17 protein-coding genes and 1 pseudogene are annotated in these 15453 nt (G+C 36.5%); all 18 read right to left on the bottom strand.

Annotated features, from left to right (window positions below):
• Window positions 1-40: 40 nt before the first annotated feature.
• Window positions 41-349 carry a hypothetical protein gene (locus tag EG339_RS12790; protein WP_123870382.1) on the bottom strand — a complete coding sequence of 103 codons (309 nt, stop codon included), beginning with the start codon at window positions 347-349 and terminating at the stop codon, window positions 41-43.
• The gene (locus tag EG339_RS12785; protein ID WP_123870381.1) at window positions 346-1059 is read right to left on the bottom strand and encodes a hypothetical protein; all 714 of its coding nucleotides are present in this window, start codon (window positions 1057-1059) and stop codon (window positions 346-348) included. The genes EG339_RS12790 and EG339_RS12785 overlap by 4 nt, the downstream gene beginning before the upstream one ends.
• Window positions 1052-2419 (bottom strand): glycoside hydrolase family 19 protein, encoded by a 1368-nt coding sequence (locus tag EG339_RS12780; RefSeq protein ID WP_123870380.1) that lies wholly within the window; start codon window positions 2417-2419, stop codon window positions 1052-1054. The genes EG339_RS12785 and EG339_RS12780 overlap by 8 nt, the downstream gene beginning before the upstream one ends.
• Window positions 2407-3111 carry a hypothetical protein gene (locus tag EG339_RS12775; protein ID WP_123870379.1) on the bottom strand — a complete coding sequence of 235 codons (705 nt, stop codon included), beginning with the start codon at window positions 3109-3111 and terminating at the stop codon, window positions 2407-2409. Before EG339_RS12775 ends, EG339_RS12780 begins: the two co-directional genes overlap by 13 nt.
• Entirely contained in the window at window positions 3111-4937 is a 1827-nt protein-coding gene (locus EG339_RS12770) for a phospholipase effector Tle1 domain-containing protein (protein ID WP_123870378.1), read from the bottom strand. Before EG339_RS12770 ends, EG339_RS12775 begins: the two co-directional genes overlap by 1 nt.
• A gap of 21 nt (window positions 4938-4958) precedes the next feature.
• Window positions 4959-5963: a DUF2931 family protein gene (locus EG339_RS12765; protein ID WP_228459615.1), complete on the bottom strand. Its 1005-nt coding sequence runs from the start codon at window positions 5961-5963 to the stop codon at window positions 4959-4961.
• Between the two features lie 135 nt (window positions 5964-6098).
• Window positions 6099-6395, bottom strand: a complete 297-nt coding sequence (locus EG339_RS12760) for a hypothetical protein (RefSeq protein ID WP_123870376.1) — start codon at window positions 6393-6395, stop codon at window positions 6099-6101.
• Window position 6396: 1 nt separating this feature from the next.
• A complete protein-coding gene (locus EG339_RS12755) occupies window positions 6397-8256 on the bottom strand; it encodes a type VI secretion system Vgr family protein (protein WP_123870375.1) in 1860 nt (619 codons plus the stop codon).
• Window positions 8257-8469: 213 nt separating this feature from the next.
• Window positions 8470-8883, bottom strand: a complete 414-nt coding sequence (tssD, locus tag EG339_RS12750; protein WP_123870374.1) for a type VI secretion system tube protein TssD — start codon at window positions 8881-8883, stop codon at window positions 8470-8472.
• A gap of 244 nt (window positions 8884-9127) precedes the next feature.
• Window positions 9128-9822, bottom strand: a pseudogene (locus EG339_RS12745) (VIT1/CCC1 transporter family protein).
• A gap of 116 nt (window positions 9823-9938) precedes the next feature.
• Window positions 9939-10685, bottom strand: coding sequence for a polysaccharide deacetylase family protein (locus EG339_RS12740; RefSeq protein ID WP_123870373.1), 747 nt, complete (start codon window positions 10683-10685; stop codon window positions 9939-9941).
• A gap of 37 nt (window positions 10686-10722) precedes the next feature.
• Entirely contained in the window at window positions 10723-11085 is a 363-nt protein-coding gene (locus EG339_RS12735; protein ID WP_123870372.1) for a hypothetical protein, read from the bottom strand.
• A 17-nt stretch (window positions 11086-11102) separates the two neighbouring features.
• Window positions 11103-12569 carry an alpha-amylase gene (locus tag EG339_RS12730; protein ID WP_123870371.1) on the bottom strand — a complete coding sequence of 489 codons (1467 nt, stop codon included), beginning with the start codon at window positions 12567-12569 and terminating at the stop codon, window positions 11103-11105.
• A 46-nt stretch (window positions 12570-12615) separates the two neighbouring features.
• The gene (locus tag EG339_RS12725) at window positions 12616-13014 is read right to left on the bottom strand and encodes a low affinity iron permease family protein (RefSeq protein ID WP_123870370.1); all 399 of its coding nucleotides are present in this window, start codon (window positions 13012-13014) and stop codon (window positions 12616-12618) included.
• Window positions 13015-13099: 85 nt separating this feature from the next.
• Complete coding sequence (locus tag EG339_RS12720; RefSeq protein WP_123870369.1) at window positions 13100-13723, bottom strand: Crp/Fnr family transcriptional regulator; 624 nt, start codon at window positions 13721-13723, stop codon at window positions 13100-13102.
• A 37-nt stretch (window positions 13724-13760) separates the two neighbouring features.
• Window positions 13761-14168, bottom strand: a complete 408-nt coding sequence (locus EG339_RS12715; protein ID WP_123870368.1) for a cytochrome C — start codon at window positions 14166-14168, stop codon at window positions 13761-13763.
• A 5-nt stretch (window positions 14169-14173) separates the two neighbouring features.
• The gene (locus EG339_RS12710) at window positions 14174-14446 is read right to left on the bottom strand and encodes a hypothetical protein (RefSeq protein WP_164466436.1); all 273 of its coding nucleotides are present in this window, start codon (window positions 14444-14446) and stop codon (window positions 14174-14176) included.
• A 2-nt stretch (window positions 14447-14448) separates the two neighbouring features.
• Window positions 14449-15447 (bottom strand): cbb3-type cytochrome c oxidase subunit II, encoded by a 999-nt coding sequence (locus EG339_RS12705; protein ID WP_123870367.1) that lies wholly within the window; start codon window positions 15445-15447, stop codon window positions 14449-14451.
• Between the last annotated feature and the right edge of the window lie 6 nt (window positions 15448-15453).

Raw genomic sequence — 15453 nt, 5'->3', positions numbered from 1 at the left:
ATTTAACACAATTTTAAGTTGGTTGATATAGCTTTCATTCTTAGAAATTAACAAAAGGATATTTTCTTTTTTTGTCAGGGTATATAAATCCGGCACCTTCTTTTCTGATACCTCCGAGTCCGTAAATCTGTAAAAAGCGACACTGTCTTTTTTTTGGACTTAATAAGTAAATAAGATGGCTTGTAGTTATCTTGTCATTTTTATCAATCCTTTTATCATCAACATATTCTCCATTGTCAATAGTTTTATTAACAATATGGGTAATACTATATGATTTAGATGCCTGTGCACAGGCGTTTGTATAAAACACCGTAAAAATGAATAATATAGTAAACAGATATTGTATCATTTTATTCTCTTTCCAACATATTTCGGTACTTTATTAAGATCTTTTTTTTGAGATTTCATTAAAGAAAGGTATTCTTTATAATTAAGACTTGCTTCCTCTTTTTCCCCAGCTATCCAAAGACTATCAGCCAAGTTTAAATAAGCGACAGTTCTATGGGGATATTTTTTAATTATTTCTTTTAATATAATGATAGCAAACTGATTCCCGTTTTTAGTTTTAGCTAAATAATATGCAAGATTATTATATTGATCTATATTATTGTCTTTTACCGGAATTTCAATAATCATTTTCTCAATATCAGATAATTTACAAGAAACAACAAAATCTGAAAGATTTTTCTGACAGGACAATAATGAGTATAAATTATCGAAATAACTTTTTTTAACCAAATGGATGTACATTTCATTACATTCTTTAAAATGTGTATACTTATTCATTGAATTACCAGAATTTTGTATAGAGATTGTGTCATTTGCATACATACCTGATATACCATCTGTAAAATCAAGATAAGTTACATTGCTGTCTTTAAATACCTTTAAAAATCCTTTATTCTTTACTTTTCCAACACTAAAAGTAAAAGTATTATCATCATTTATTTTTAAATTTAGTTTACATTTTGATTCTACAGGTGAATAATTGCCTGCAATATCCTGAGAAAACACAAAGTGGGAAGTGAAAAAAATAAAAAATATAAATGGTTTAATCATCAAGTTTCTCAATTTTAGCCTTATTATTTTTGCCCCATTTGAGGTTTTTAATATCGCTTGTTTCATATTTATATGTACCTATTGATTTTAATTTATTTGTTTTACAATCCTGCTCAATTTTCATTAATTTAATAATGGATTTTACATTACTTTTCCTATGATCAAAACCGTTTAAACCTCCATTTATTCTAACAGAAATAAAAATAAGATCATCTTTATCTGCATAACCACCAAGCTGTCTATCATCCCAGAACCAAGCTGCAGAATCACAAGTGTATGTTAAATCATTTGCAACAACCTCTGGTGTATCAATTAAGTCTTTTTTACCGATATGTTTAAAATACTTTTCGTAGGTATCTTTCCATGTTAATTGTATCAATCCTTTTCCTTTATATTTTGGTCCATAACCTTTAACATTATGTCCGTGCTTTATACATTCATTATATCTATTATAAGCTCTTTGGATTTGTTTAATTTGCTGAGCATTAAATTTTTTATGAAGTTCTGCACTTAACTTTTTATCTTTCTTATAATTAGCGTAAGGTTTAAAGCTGTCATACCCTTCCTGATGGGTAGAATGATCATAATCCCATCCTGAAGCATATTCCATAGTTGTATTCAGTCTATCAGACTCTGTTTCAATCTGAGCTAGAAAATGAGCTTTTCTAAGGCATGTATTTATATTATTATCTTTCATTGCTTTATTCAGAGCATTTGTAAAAGCCTTATATGTTTTCATTTCCTCAGGTAAAGGACAATTTTTTGCAGTAAATAATTTCTTAGATTTATAGAAAGATTTTATATCATCTTCTGTAAATTCTTTCTCACAAAAACATTTTTTATCATCCTTCTCTTCCGGTACCGGTGCTCCCTTCGGATCAATTTTTTCCGGAGCATTTACTTGTCCGGAGGTTACAAATTCTATTTTCCCTGACTCAGGTGGTATATTGCCCGGCATTTTTCCTATTCCTGGTAAAGTAGATTTTTTTAGCAGCACGAAGTTTTCCTGCACTTTTGCAGTTCCAAAATCCTGCCATTCCGTAAGGGAAATCATCTGAAAACCATCATCAAAGATAAAATTGGGTATTTGCTTTTCTACGACAGTTCCTGTAAGCTTATCTTGTGTTGTCGGCACATTATTCAATACTTTAAACTTTCCCAAATGGGCATTGAATTTTATTTTTGCCCCATCTATTGCCAATAATAAACCTTCATCTTTTTTGTCTTTTTCATCATTTTCGGCTCGTTTGTCATCCATCTTCTGCTTATTATCAGCCTTTATTTTGTCGTTATCCTGTGCCGTATTCTGATTCTGGGTTTCCGGAGTATTACCTTCTCCTTCGTTCTTTAGCCTATCCATAATAATGAATGTTTTAAGTGAGAATTCTGTTTTTTTATTTCTACAAAACCTTCTTCATAGTGTTTTCCTTTACAGATAAATATTCCTCTGAAATCATCAATCCCCGCCCGTTCCAGATTTTGGGCAGAGACTTTTAAAATCATTTTCTCTCCATCTTTTTCAGGTGTTATGATTTCTGTAAATCCTTCCGGAGAAATTCTTTTTCTTGGGGTGTCAAATGATTGTAGCAAACCGTTGAAGAGCAATCCAAACATATTATATTCTGTCAAAAAATCAATCAGTCGGCTTTCATCTTCCAATAGGCTGCTGATCTGACTGAAATAGCTATCTATGGCTTCCCCTTTATGGTTTTTTGATAATTCAGCCTGCAATTTCCCCCATCTCAGCCGAAGAAAAAGCAGGTTATCTACTGCTGTAAGATTGCCTTCATGATCAACCCTGCATTCCAGTTCGTCAAACAGATAACTGATCTTTTTTATCAATCTCCCCATAGCCGTATCGTTATCCGAAAAATCGAAGTCAATCACCAGAATCTGAAACAGGTGCTCTTCCCCGGCCTTTCCAATATAATAGATCTCAATCTGCCGGGCATAGCTTTTGGTGACCGCATAAACAGGATTCCGCTGCTCAGTTACGATTGTTTCCAGCCTGTAGGTTTTCCGATGAAGATTTTCCAATACAGTAATCATCATTAAGGGTATATTCTTCTTTGGTAATCATTATTGGGATCCATACCCATCCAGTCCCTGTTTGCCGACCAATGAAGGTATTTATTACGTATAATTCTCAACAATGTCTGAGGGGGATAAGCCGTAACCACCACCTCCTGCAGAGTCTTTGTTTTAATTATATTACCGTCTTTATCTACCACTTCATCAGGTATTGGCTCCTGTACCGGCTCCGGATTTTCTAACCTTGCTCTTGCTCTTTCCTGTCTTTCTTTTTCCACTACTTCATCCGGTTTAAAATTCCATTTTTCTCCGCCGTCAAAGACATAATGATGCAAAATATCTTTTGCCTGATTCAGGTAATTATCGTGCTCTATAGAATAAGTGGTTTCTGTTTTTATGTTCAACTGGTGATCATACAGATTTTTTCCAAGTTCTTCCATAAACTGCAAAGGAATATAGCTGTATTCTTTTCTCAGAAAGCGGATCCCGGTAATCTTCCGGTATACGGCCCCCATCGTTAAAACATTCAGGAAACTGTTATTAATTTCTATCTGATCTTTATTAAACCAATGTTCATCAATCAGTTGCTGTCTGCGCTTATTTAGGAACCACACCGGCTTATGATTGGATGTTTCTATTTCATCTACCGTTTCTTTTCCGCTTTCATAAGCACCACCAATGTCACAATGAACTCCTGGAAATTCTTTTTCAATACTGCCCGGGAACCTTGTTAACGAAAAATTTTCACGATGTTCATTTTCTGCTGTAAAATGAACTGCTTTAAAGTAAGACCCGGGATTCAATAACTGTAACTGCTCCACATCATCTCCAAAATTATATTTGGGACCTAAAACAGAATGTTTCATTCCTTCCCATCCTACACGTCTCATTCCTCCCATATCACCATATTCTTCATATGATGAAACGGTATCATATACCCCGATAAAACGAACATCCAGCTCTAAATCTTCCAGTTCCTCTTTTGTCAGAATATCTTTACTTAAAAGGTAATATCCAAGAAAACCAAATTTCGGCAGTTTACCATCTATGATATACTGAGGGTCTACTTCAGTATCATCTTTATCCAGCCAGATATCACCATATTCAGGAACCATCACCGGGCCTTCAGGAGAGTTGAACTGGGTATAGCCAACCACTTTTCTTGATTTTCTGATCTCCACATCTTTGGCTCTTTTCTTTCCGTTGATCTCATAGGCAAAATTCCTTGCAGCTGCGGCTCCACGGCTGAAACCGAAGGTATCAATATATATTTTTGTAAATTGTTTATCCGCATTTAAGCTATTTCTAATGATGACTTTAATTCTATCTGCCAGTTTTTCACATCCTTTTCTTACTTTTCCTCTTACCCCTGTGATACCGGACCCGTATTGGAAGCCGTCATCTACATCCCTGCGATTATCCAACGTTCCAATACCTTCTATATAAATAGCATAAGTATTCTGTTCACAACACTTATATAACCGTGCAACATTGGTAAAGTCATTACTAAAACTGTTGTCAACCCCCATTTTATCTAAGCGGCTTCTGTGAATCGCTTTAAGATACTGGTCATACTCGGAACCCGCATCCGGTTTTTTTTTATGATCTAAATTATCATATTCTTTTTCCTGCTGCTTAGTGGCAGCTTCTATAGCTTCTTCTTTTTTTGCAACTACTTCATCAGAATCTGTGCTTTCAATTTTGTTTTTACCGTCCTTATATTTTTGACGGAGCTCAGTATTTTTAAGATTATTTAAAGTTCCATCAAAGAAAACACCTATCTCCAAATGCAGCTCATCAATTGGTGGTGTATTATTTCCTGTATTATACACAAATGTTTTTCCCATAATCTTAAATTTTGAAACTTCTTAATTTTTCTTTTTCGATTTAAACATTTCTAAACTATCTGTCTTAATAAAAGCTTCTTTACCATTTTCCCCTTTTAGTTTTACCGTAAAAAAGCTAAATGCTTCGTTCACTTTTATAACTAATTCGGCTTTGGTACTCTTGGGATCATCTCCGAAAACTTTATTGAAAGCGTCAAAGCTGGATTTGGTATCCAAATTACATCCTGCCCCATATCTGTTATTATCTTTATCTAATACTGACATTGAAATTGAACTGGGAATTGCTCTCAAAACATAATCCGACAAAGGATTTTTTGCTGCATCAAATTGTTCTTTTTCACCATTTATCATATCGATTCCAACATCTCTAAAAGGGTTTAACTTTGAATTTTCCGGAAGTTCAAAAATGACTTTCCAGCTAAATCTTGTCCTATAAACATCCCATAGCCCCAGTGGTATAGGTTTTCCAGTATTTTCTTCCTGTATTTTTTTGGGGATAATCTGTTCTCTTGTATGCACCATATCCAAATAGTCCTTTCGCCAAAACCGATTTTCGTGACTATCCAGTTTAGCAATTTCTGATTCCGGAATGGTTATTTTTTTCCCCAGATATCTTCCTATTTCTTTTTGCCATCCAACCCCGGCCACCCAAACAACTACTACTCCTCCCGGTGCCATACCAACTGCGATAACATTATAGTTTAAATGTTGTACTTTTCCACTCGCTCCTTTTATTTCAAATCCCTCACTAAAATATTTTCTTATTTTTTCTGTATCAATATCCGTATCTATCTGGTAAAACTGGTTTTCCATATAAGACATCCAGACGAAATCCAGTCGGGTCGGAAGACTTTTAAATCCATTATCCATTCCATGGTTGATTGAGCCCCAGGCATTACTGCCAGGTACAATGCCAAATCCTAAACCTACCCATTCTCCTCCTTCACATTCTATTCCTCCTTTGTATACTTCCATAGGATATCCTAAGGGAGCTGAAGTTCCTTCTGTCCATTCATATTTTGTCATAGTCTTAGTTTTTTGATCTTCTTTTTTTTCCTGACACGAGATCTGGGTGAAAAATAAAAAGCTTAGCAGGTATTTTATTATTTTATTCATTATAAACATCTTACAACCTTAAAAATAGTTTAGTGGCGGTTATTCTTATGCCAGCAAAGGAAGAATAATTATTAAAATCAATGATATCACGATAAAGCATATTCCAAAAGAGTAAAAACAGTACAAAACAAAGTCTCTTATTTCATTTTTCTTATTGATGGAAGTCAGGAAGAACGGCAGGGCAAACAGTACCGGAAAAAATGCCAAAATCAGCCATAGGGCAACCCATGCATAATCTCCATTTCGAAACTGTGTCATATCTATGAAACTTAATTCAATAATGACAAGTAGCACTACAGCCAGCAAAGATGAAACGAAAGAGATCAATGATTTTTTTAACATATTACCCTTTATTCACTTTAGCATCTATTTTACCCAACATTTTGGCGACTCCTGAGCTTTGCAGTACAATATCGCCATTTTTTGCTTTATGCGTAGTTGTGGACGTCGTTTCCTTTAAATCACCGGTCACATTAATTGTTTTGTTTTCGTTAATGGTCTGCTTGTAATTTTTGGAGGTAAAATTATGATTGTTGATAATATTAACAGCATTGTCGTTGCCAACACTTGTTTTCATATCCTTTCCTACATTAATATTGAGGTTTTCCCCTGCATTGAACGTCATATTTTTAGGAGCAGTCACTACAATATTGCCTTTCCCATCCATGAAATAATTATTCCCGCTCGCGTCTATAATATTCACACTTCCCTCAGCATCATTCATTAAAATCCGGATTCCACTTCTGGTTTGTATTGATTTTAAATGATTATCAGCCCCGCCTCCAAGAGCAGTGCCTCCGTGAAACATCCCACCCATTACGAAAGGGCGGTCCGGATGATTGTGAACAAAACCTACCATTACCTGATCTCCCACTTCCGGTATGGCCACATATCCTCTGTTTTGAGTGATCTGATCTGTGCCGCCGGCATCCGGAGCCATCATTCTGATGAAATTGGTTGTATCATGCAGCTGCCAGTCGAACCTCACGGTAACTCTTCCCTGCCCCAGCGGATCCGTGTTGGATATTACAGTGGCAATCTGTGGCTGTGCAATAGGTATGGTAAACTCCGGTGTCGGAATATATCCTGTATCTGAAGCGATAGCCTTAAAGCTTCCTTTATAATGTCCTAGAGTATCCACCTCGTGAATAACTTCCGTCACCATCAGTTTGGTGAAATAAGCTGTTTTATTGGTGTCAGTCTTCCGCATATTGATATCAGCTACACACCCTGGATATAAGAACGGAATTGTAGTTCCTCCTGAAACGGTAAATACTTCCACAGCCCTGCTTCCCGCAAGACTCGTCTGGGAAATAACGACATCCATATCAGTGGCTGCTTTTATAGGTGCCACCTGCAAAGAAGGTGTTTTGAATATTCCTTCATTTTTTTTATAGGCATTCTGGGCAAGGTTACCTACATGTTTTATAGGTGTTTCACCGGAAATCAATTTAGCATTGGCGCTGCTGTTATAGCCGTAAAACTGGGGTTTTATATGTACCGCGCTCAGCTCTACATTCACATCGGAAACATTGCTTCCGTATATCAGTTCCAGAGATTTGTTCTGAGGAGGCATATTCCCGAAATGCAGGATTTCCCCATCATAATAGAACTGCTCTCCATAAGCCTCTGCCATTCTGCAGAGATAATTATAATGGGTTTCATTATACTGGGCACTGTAAAAGATCTGAGATGATGCCTTTGCATTGACCTTCACATCATACTTACTGCTTTCTATTCCCTGCCTGATAACCTCTTCAGCAATAATGCCCATATTTACGGATTTTTCCCCGCCAAAGCTTTGGGTATGCGGTGCCGCATCCAGTAAAATGGTAGGGCTGTATCCTTTCAATACAACATTTCCCAGGCTATGGTTTTCCTGGCTGAACCCTACTTTAGTGATCACCCCTACAAAAGTTCTTTCCGGGCTGCCTTCTACATCTTTATATTTAAAAACAACGGTGAGTCGTTTTCCTAAAAACTGCTGAGCTTCTTCCAGATCATGATTCTGTACTCCGTCTAAAGTATCATGGGCTAATGTAAGCTCGAAATGATGGTGATTTTTTACACTTTGCTGTAAACGGAAATGCTTGAAGTGTTTGATTATTTTACCTTCAATGACAATATCCAGTTTCACCACACGGTTGATTCCAGGGATATGATTCTCTGAAATCTTTTCGGAATTCGAGATATTTTTATTCATATTATGTGGGTCTTTGGTGAATTTTTTTATTTCAGAAAAAATCTAAAATAAATTACATTTCTATAAATTATAAATTTTCCACAATTCACATTATCAGCTTTATTTTTTTAAATCTTAGTGAGGCGAGTATCTTTACAGGTGAGTGTTGACAAAAAAACAGAACAGCATCCTGATGTACCATTCTGTTTTATACCTGTGCGATCATTAACAAATTTATCCTTGAGACGAAGGCCATCCTCCGTCATAAGAAGAATTTCCAAGATCAATTTGCTCTGCACTTACTACAAAACTGATGTACATACTGTTTTCATCTACCGCATCGAAATCTACTTCATGCTGGATAACATAACCGTTTGTCCACTTCAATGTTGTTAAAGTTCCTTCTTCGTGGGATTTGTTGAAAGTAACTTCTCCTACAGTAGGCTTATACTTTCCGTTCAGTAAACTTTCCAGGATGTCTGACTTTTCAGTAGCTTCTACTGTAATTTTGATCAATGCATTGGAAGGATCTGATGCTACACGTCCGGATACGTCTGTTGCTCTTGATACACTATAATTCAGCTTTAATAATTTTTGTCCTTCTCCGTTGTTGAATTTTAAAATTCCTCTTGAATTTCTTTCTGCCATGATTGTAAATTTTAACCGTTAATATTTTGTGATTTGATGTTTGTTATATCACCAAATTTAGAAGTATTAAGCGAAACAACATACAATTCATGCATAAATGTGAAAAAGTGTAGTACTTTTACGACTAACACTTGTTAGGCGATCTATCAGCTGTAAACCAACACATTACCCTGAATAAAGCAAAAACCAATAGTGTATTACCCCTGGATACAATGTCTGTATCACATAAAATTAAGCATAGTTTTCACGAAACATTAACTCCGAAGACATGTCCTACAAGTGCTGTAATTCCCATGGCAACGGTTCCCCAGAAACAGATTCTCAATACAGCTATTTTTATACCGGAACCTCCTGCTTTGGCAGAAATTGCCCCTAAAAGCATCAAAAATACGATCGCAAACCCATATTGGAAGTATACCATTTGCTTAAGGGGAGCCACAAGGGAAACCGTAAACGGCAACAATGCTCCCACAGCAAAAGAACTGAAAGATGCCATCGCTGCCTGCAAAGGCTTAGCCTGTGTTATTTCGTTTATCCCCAATTCATCCCGGGCATGGGCTCCCAATGCATCATGTTGGGTAAGTTCAATTGCGACCTGCATTGCTGTTTCTTTTGTACAGCCTCTTTTTTCATACACTTTGGCAAGTTCTCTCAGTCTATTTCCGGCATTTCTTCTAGTTCACGCTGTTCGCGGATCAGGTCTGCCTTTTCTGTATCTTCTTGTGAACTTACCGATACATATTCTCCGGCCGCCATAGACATTGCTCCTGCAATCATTCCGGCAAGAGCAGCCAGAATAATGATATGTCTTTCCGGTTCTGCTGCAGCAATTCCAATAACAATACTAGTTGTAGACAACAATCCGTCATTTGCTCCCAATACGGCAGCCCGAAGCCAGCCCGCCCTGTTTATATAATGCTTTTCAAGTTGATGATGCATATCAAGAATATTTTATTGATTAAGCTATGATTAAGCTTGGAATCTGGAATTTAATAAAGTATAAAGCTCACATTAAAGGTATAAAATATTCATCAAGAATCATTTTTAATTATATTCTATTGCGGATAAAACCTCATTTGTTCAAAACTAAAACCGGGGTTTGCCCTCAGGAGATCAATTAATCCTTTTAATTCCGATTCTTCCCAGCTTTTCTGGAACATTTCATCGTGGAGTAATATAACCACATTGTTTTTTGTAAATGTCTTGTCTGAACTGCAAAATTTCTGAACGGAAGTATACATTTCATTGACGGTCTGGACAGGTGTCCCATCAGCCGGACGATGCTGCCATTCCACATCCCAGCCAACCACTTTATAACCTAAAGCTGCTAACTGGTCTGCTGTCTGTATTCCATTGGTAACATCATTCTTTGACCTTCCATCCAGTCTCCAGATATTCCTTCCCGGAAGGCGTACGATCTTATAGGGCAATTTTAATACACTCTGATTATAAACGATGTCCTTAACGGATTTGCCTACATTATTATAAAATGCTTCATAATGATTATTGGCATGGGTGAAACTATGGTTATATTCATCAATATATGGATTCTCATCATAATATTTTGCATAGGTATCCATCTGTTTATCTTTAATCACATGCTCTCCTACCATGAAAACACTGATCTTGATTTTCTCCTTCAGTACAATATCATTGATGTTTTCACTTCCGTTAAGCGGACCATCGTCAAATGTCAGGTAAATATGGCATTTGACGGATGGCTGAAGAGTTGCTTTCTGTGAATAAAGAAAATTACCCAGTATTAAAAAAGTAGTTGTAAGTGAGATCAACAGTTGGTTCATAATAATCAGTTTATCACAAAGATAAGAAAGCTGAAAATTATTTTTTTGTATTCATTTTAATATAAAATATCCAGTACATTACAAAAATTAATTCCAGGATGAAGTCTATAAGATAAACCCACCGAATAACCCCTTTCAGATAATAATAAAGATCAATACCTGCCAGTCCCAGACAGCCCAATATAATGGTTACTGTAATCAGAGGACTATATCTTACATGCATGATATACAGAATAAGAAAGGTATAAGGAAAGAGCAGGAGACTTACTGTTTTTACAAGCCATATATCGGTTTTAGGTCCTGTGACTGCAAAAAAACTTTCAAGGTGAACAAATGGCCATATTGCAGTAAGCAGATAGTAAAAAAGCTGGCTGTAAGGTAGTATTTTATCTGTTTTCATAATAAATGCATTATAACTTACTTCATTACCCAGATACTTGATGATCTTTCTGCTACATAAAAAATTCCTTTCCCGTTTTCATCCAGAACAACTTCTTCTTTCCTATTCTGCAAAAAATCATAAAATACGGAACCCTTCAGGGCAATATCCACTTCAATTTCTTTATTTCCTTCTTCATTATTAGAGATCATAACAATACATTTCTGATGTACCTCATCTCCCTTCCGGAGCCACGCTATGCAATTGGGATGATCAAAATAACTGATCTGTTCACCATAGGCAAACCGTTTTCTAGCCTCTAATAACCTGGTAAGGATACTTACTTTTGGCATCACGATCTTTATTTCTTTGTTATCTTGTATTTCTACATATTCCACTCCAAAAAGATCGGGATAGAAAACACACGGATAGGCATTTTCAGACATCAGGATAATGGTATATGCAATAGGCTTGAACCAGTCTTTCACCGCAGATTCCAATGCCTGGAGTTTTTGCGTGTCATGATTTTCAACAAAAGAAACGGAGGACATGGGTTTCCATTCCAGGAAAGTATTTTTTACGATGTTTCTCATGTCATAGTTCTTTCCTTCTTTGGAAGCCTGAAAAAAGTTATAGTGAAGCGGCACATCAAAAAAAGAAATGAGATCATCCATCTCATCAGAGAAATCAGAGATTTTTTCTACTTTATCTTTCCAGAATTCTCCTATCATAAAGCAATCTTTCACTTCTGCTTTAATATAGGAGATCCAATCTTTTAAAAATTCAGATGAAATGTGCTTAAGGGCATCCAGACGAAGCCCGTCAATATTGGTTGTTTCAATATACCATCTGATCCAGTCTTTCATTTCCTGCACAACATAGGGATTACGGTATTCTATATCATTCCCCATTAGATAATCATAATTTCCGAACTGGCTGCTTACTGATGAATTCCAATCCTGTCCATATTCATTATAGATTTTAAAAACACCTTTTATTTCTTTATCTCCTTGATGAATACTATCAATTCCGCTGAAGCACTGGTAATCCCAAATAAATTCTGAATATTTTTTCTTTCTTCCCGGAAAAGTAAATCTTGTGAATGCCAATGCGGAAAAAGGCTCTCCAATTATCTCATTCCTGTTTTCTTCCTTTACCTGATGTACAATGATCTGTTCTTTTTCATCACCACCCATTCTGTGGTTCAAAACAATATCTGCATAAACAGACATTCCCAGTTCATGCGCTTTTTCTATAGCCCTGATATATTCTTCCCTGGTTCCGTATCTGGTGGCAATACTTCCTTTCTGATCAAATTCCCCGAGATCATAATGATCGTACACATCATACCCCCTCCCGTCCACACCTAATACGCATTTGGAGGCAGGAGGAAACCAGACTGCAGAAAAGCCCATTTCTTTTAAATCCGTTGCTTTTTCTATAAACTCGAGCCAGAGATTGCCTGGATGATACCAATGAAAAAACTGGATAATAACTCCGTTCATATCTTTTATTTTTAAACCAATAATTACTTATACCTACGGTTAGAGTTTATCTCTTCTGATATTCGCTATCAGGCACAGATTTCTTTTCACGCTGTTTTCCGAGGTTTTCATAAAACTTGTGCAGCTGGTCCAGTTCTTCTTCCGTAAGATCCTCAATATCCACAATGCGGTTGCTTGCTTTTTTACTTGCTGCAATCAGTTCATTTAACTTGATCTGAATAGCTTTCGAATCTTTATTCTGTGCTTTCTGGATCAGAAAAACCATTAAAAATGTAATGATTGTTGTTCCTGTATTGATGATCATCTGCCATGTTTCTGAAAAACGGAAAAGCGGACCTGTAGCCGCCCATATCAAAACCAACGCTGCCGCACCTAAGAATGCCCATGGGCTGCCGGTAAAATAAGCTGCCCAATCAGCAAATCTGTCAAAAAAGTTTTTTTTCATACGAATTGATTTTTTATTACACATGCTTTAAAAACAAGTCATACGAAAATGATCCGTACGACTTGTCTAACATTAATCATACTAATTAAAAGAATATCTTTCTGTTTTTAATTTTCACTATATTTTCTCTTTCCATAAATTTTATGGTGCGGATGGCGGTCTCTACACAAATACCGGTGAGATTAGCCAGTTGTTGCCGGGTAAAGGGTATTTTAAAAGAAAAGGGTTCTTTTTCTTTCTGAAAACTTTTAAGATAAACCATTATTCCCATCAGGCGTTCGGCAGGATGCAGGGATGAATTTTTCTGCATCATAATGTACTGATAGTATAAGGAACCGGACATTGCCTTACATACATTAAGATACAAATGAGGATAAAGCCTGAGCATACTGAAAAAATTATTTTTACATAACCTTAACACCGTACATTCCGTAAGCGCTATAGCATCCATGGGATAAGAGCGTTCCAGAAAAAGTAAAGAATCTCCTATACTTTGCCCTTCTGATAATATATTCTGAATAAATTCTTTACCATCTTCATTACTGTTATTAAGTTTTACTTTACCTTTAATAATCTGATAATAGTATAACGGACTGGCTCCTTCATGAAAAATAAATTCTCCCTGACTGTATTCTTTTATTTCTGCACCTGCAGAACTTAAAATCTTATCATTAATAATCATATTGTCTTTTTTAAGTTCCCTCTTCATTATTTTATACCAATGAAAATTTCATTGGGTATGACAATTACTGAACATTGTAACTTGTTATTTCGTAATAAATTGCCCACGCTGCAAATACAATAACAATGATCCATATCCAGAACGGAATAGTCTGCGGCGTTTCACTTCCATTAATCAAAAAGCTCTTCTGATTTCCTTTATCATAAGCATTAATCATTAAGGAAAGTGTTCCGTCTACCACATCTTTATTTTTAAGTCCTTCTATTCTGATAGCCGGGCCGTTGGCTACAGTAAAATGGATTTTTCTTATTCCTTCTCTTCCGGAAGGTGAATGGCTTACTATTCTGAGGATATGCTCGCCATCTGTCATTTTTTTAGTATCCAGATCAAAGACAATTGGAGTTTCCAGCTCAGCAATGGGAGCCGGATCATCGTCAATAAACAAAAAAACTTTACTTCTATCTTTTGTCATGATATTCAATTTTCACCTGAAAACAGAGAATACTTGATATGGTTTTTATCTTTCTCTCCCGGCTTAATAAGGTATTTGGCAGAAAGTACAAAAGCAAGCACAGTTATCAATATGACAACGCCCACAATAAACCAGTCCCAATTACTTTCAGGGCCAGTTCCGTGGGTAAAATTTCTCGTCACTTTGGGCTGTTGAAGTTTACAAGCATCACAGGCATATGCATACACACTAAAGAGTACACCAGCCAATACGGTTATATTTTTTAAAAGGCTTTTCATTGTTATTTTATTTTATCCATTATTGTTTTTACTTCTTCCACGGTCACTTTTTTTGCGTTATTCCCCCAGCTTGATCTTTCATGATTCATAATTGCTGTTACATCTTCAGGTGTAAAATTGGCATTGGTTCCTACAGCCGGCATAGTAGCAAATTCCGGCCTTGGGTCATATCCCTTCATGATGATGGTAACATATAGCTCCAGGTCGCCGCCTGTTACTACGGGGCTTCCCTTCAGAGGAGGGAAAGCCCCGGGAACTCCTTCCCCATTGGCTTGATGGCAGCTTGCACAGTTAGCTGTAAAAAGTGCTTCCCCATCGGGCAAATTTGAATTTCCCCCGCCTTGTGCTGCTCCTTCTTCTTTTTTCTGTTTGTATAAAAAAGCGGGTACAATAGATTTATCAGTATAATCTGTCTGCTTCAGCGATTTTAAATAGGCTACCAGCAAAAGTGCATCAGGGCCTGCAACAATTTTCTTTGACTTATTTTTGATAAACTTCTCGGGGACCTTTACTTCTATATCCCCCGGCTGAAGATAATCACGCTCTATGAAAAGCCACGGATAAGCAGGCATAACAGATTGCTCTACAGCTGCTCTTGGCTGGTACAAATGAATCAGGTGCCACTCTGCACTAGGCTGCCGCTCTCCGATATTGGTAAGATCCGGCCCTGTTCTCTGCGTTCCCATCAGATTAGCAGTATTTCTCCAAAAATCAGTTCTTGTATTAATGGCAAAATCAGCAGGAATACTTGGTCTTTTCCCAAAAACATTATCCATTTCTACATTTCTTACCTGTTGGGTATGGCATGCTATACACCCATTCGCGATGTAAACCATTTTTCCTGCTTTTTCTTCTTTGGTAAGCATTCTGGACTGTTTCGGCAGCGGCTTATTAATACGTTGATTGTCCAAAGCCGGCAAAACAGCAATATAAAGTGTCAGGAAAACAAAAAGACAGAGTGCTGACCCAAAAAGAATCCTATGATCATTTAAAAATATCATTTTGTT

The organism is Chryseobacterium bernardetii (assembly GCF_003815975.1).
Taxonomy (GTDB): domain Bacteria; phylum Bacteroidota; class Bacteroidia; order Flavobacteriales; family Weeksellaceae; genus Chryseobacterium; species Chryseobacterium bernardetii.
This window is presented reverse-complemented; position numbering and strand designations above follow the sequence as displayed.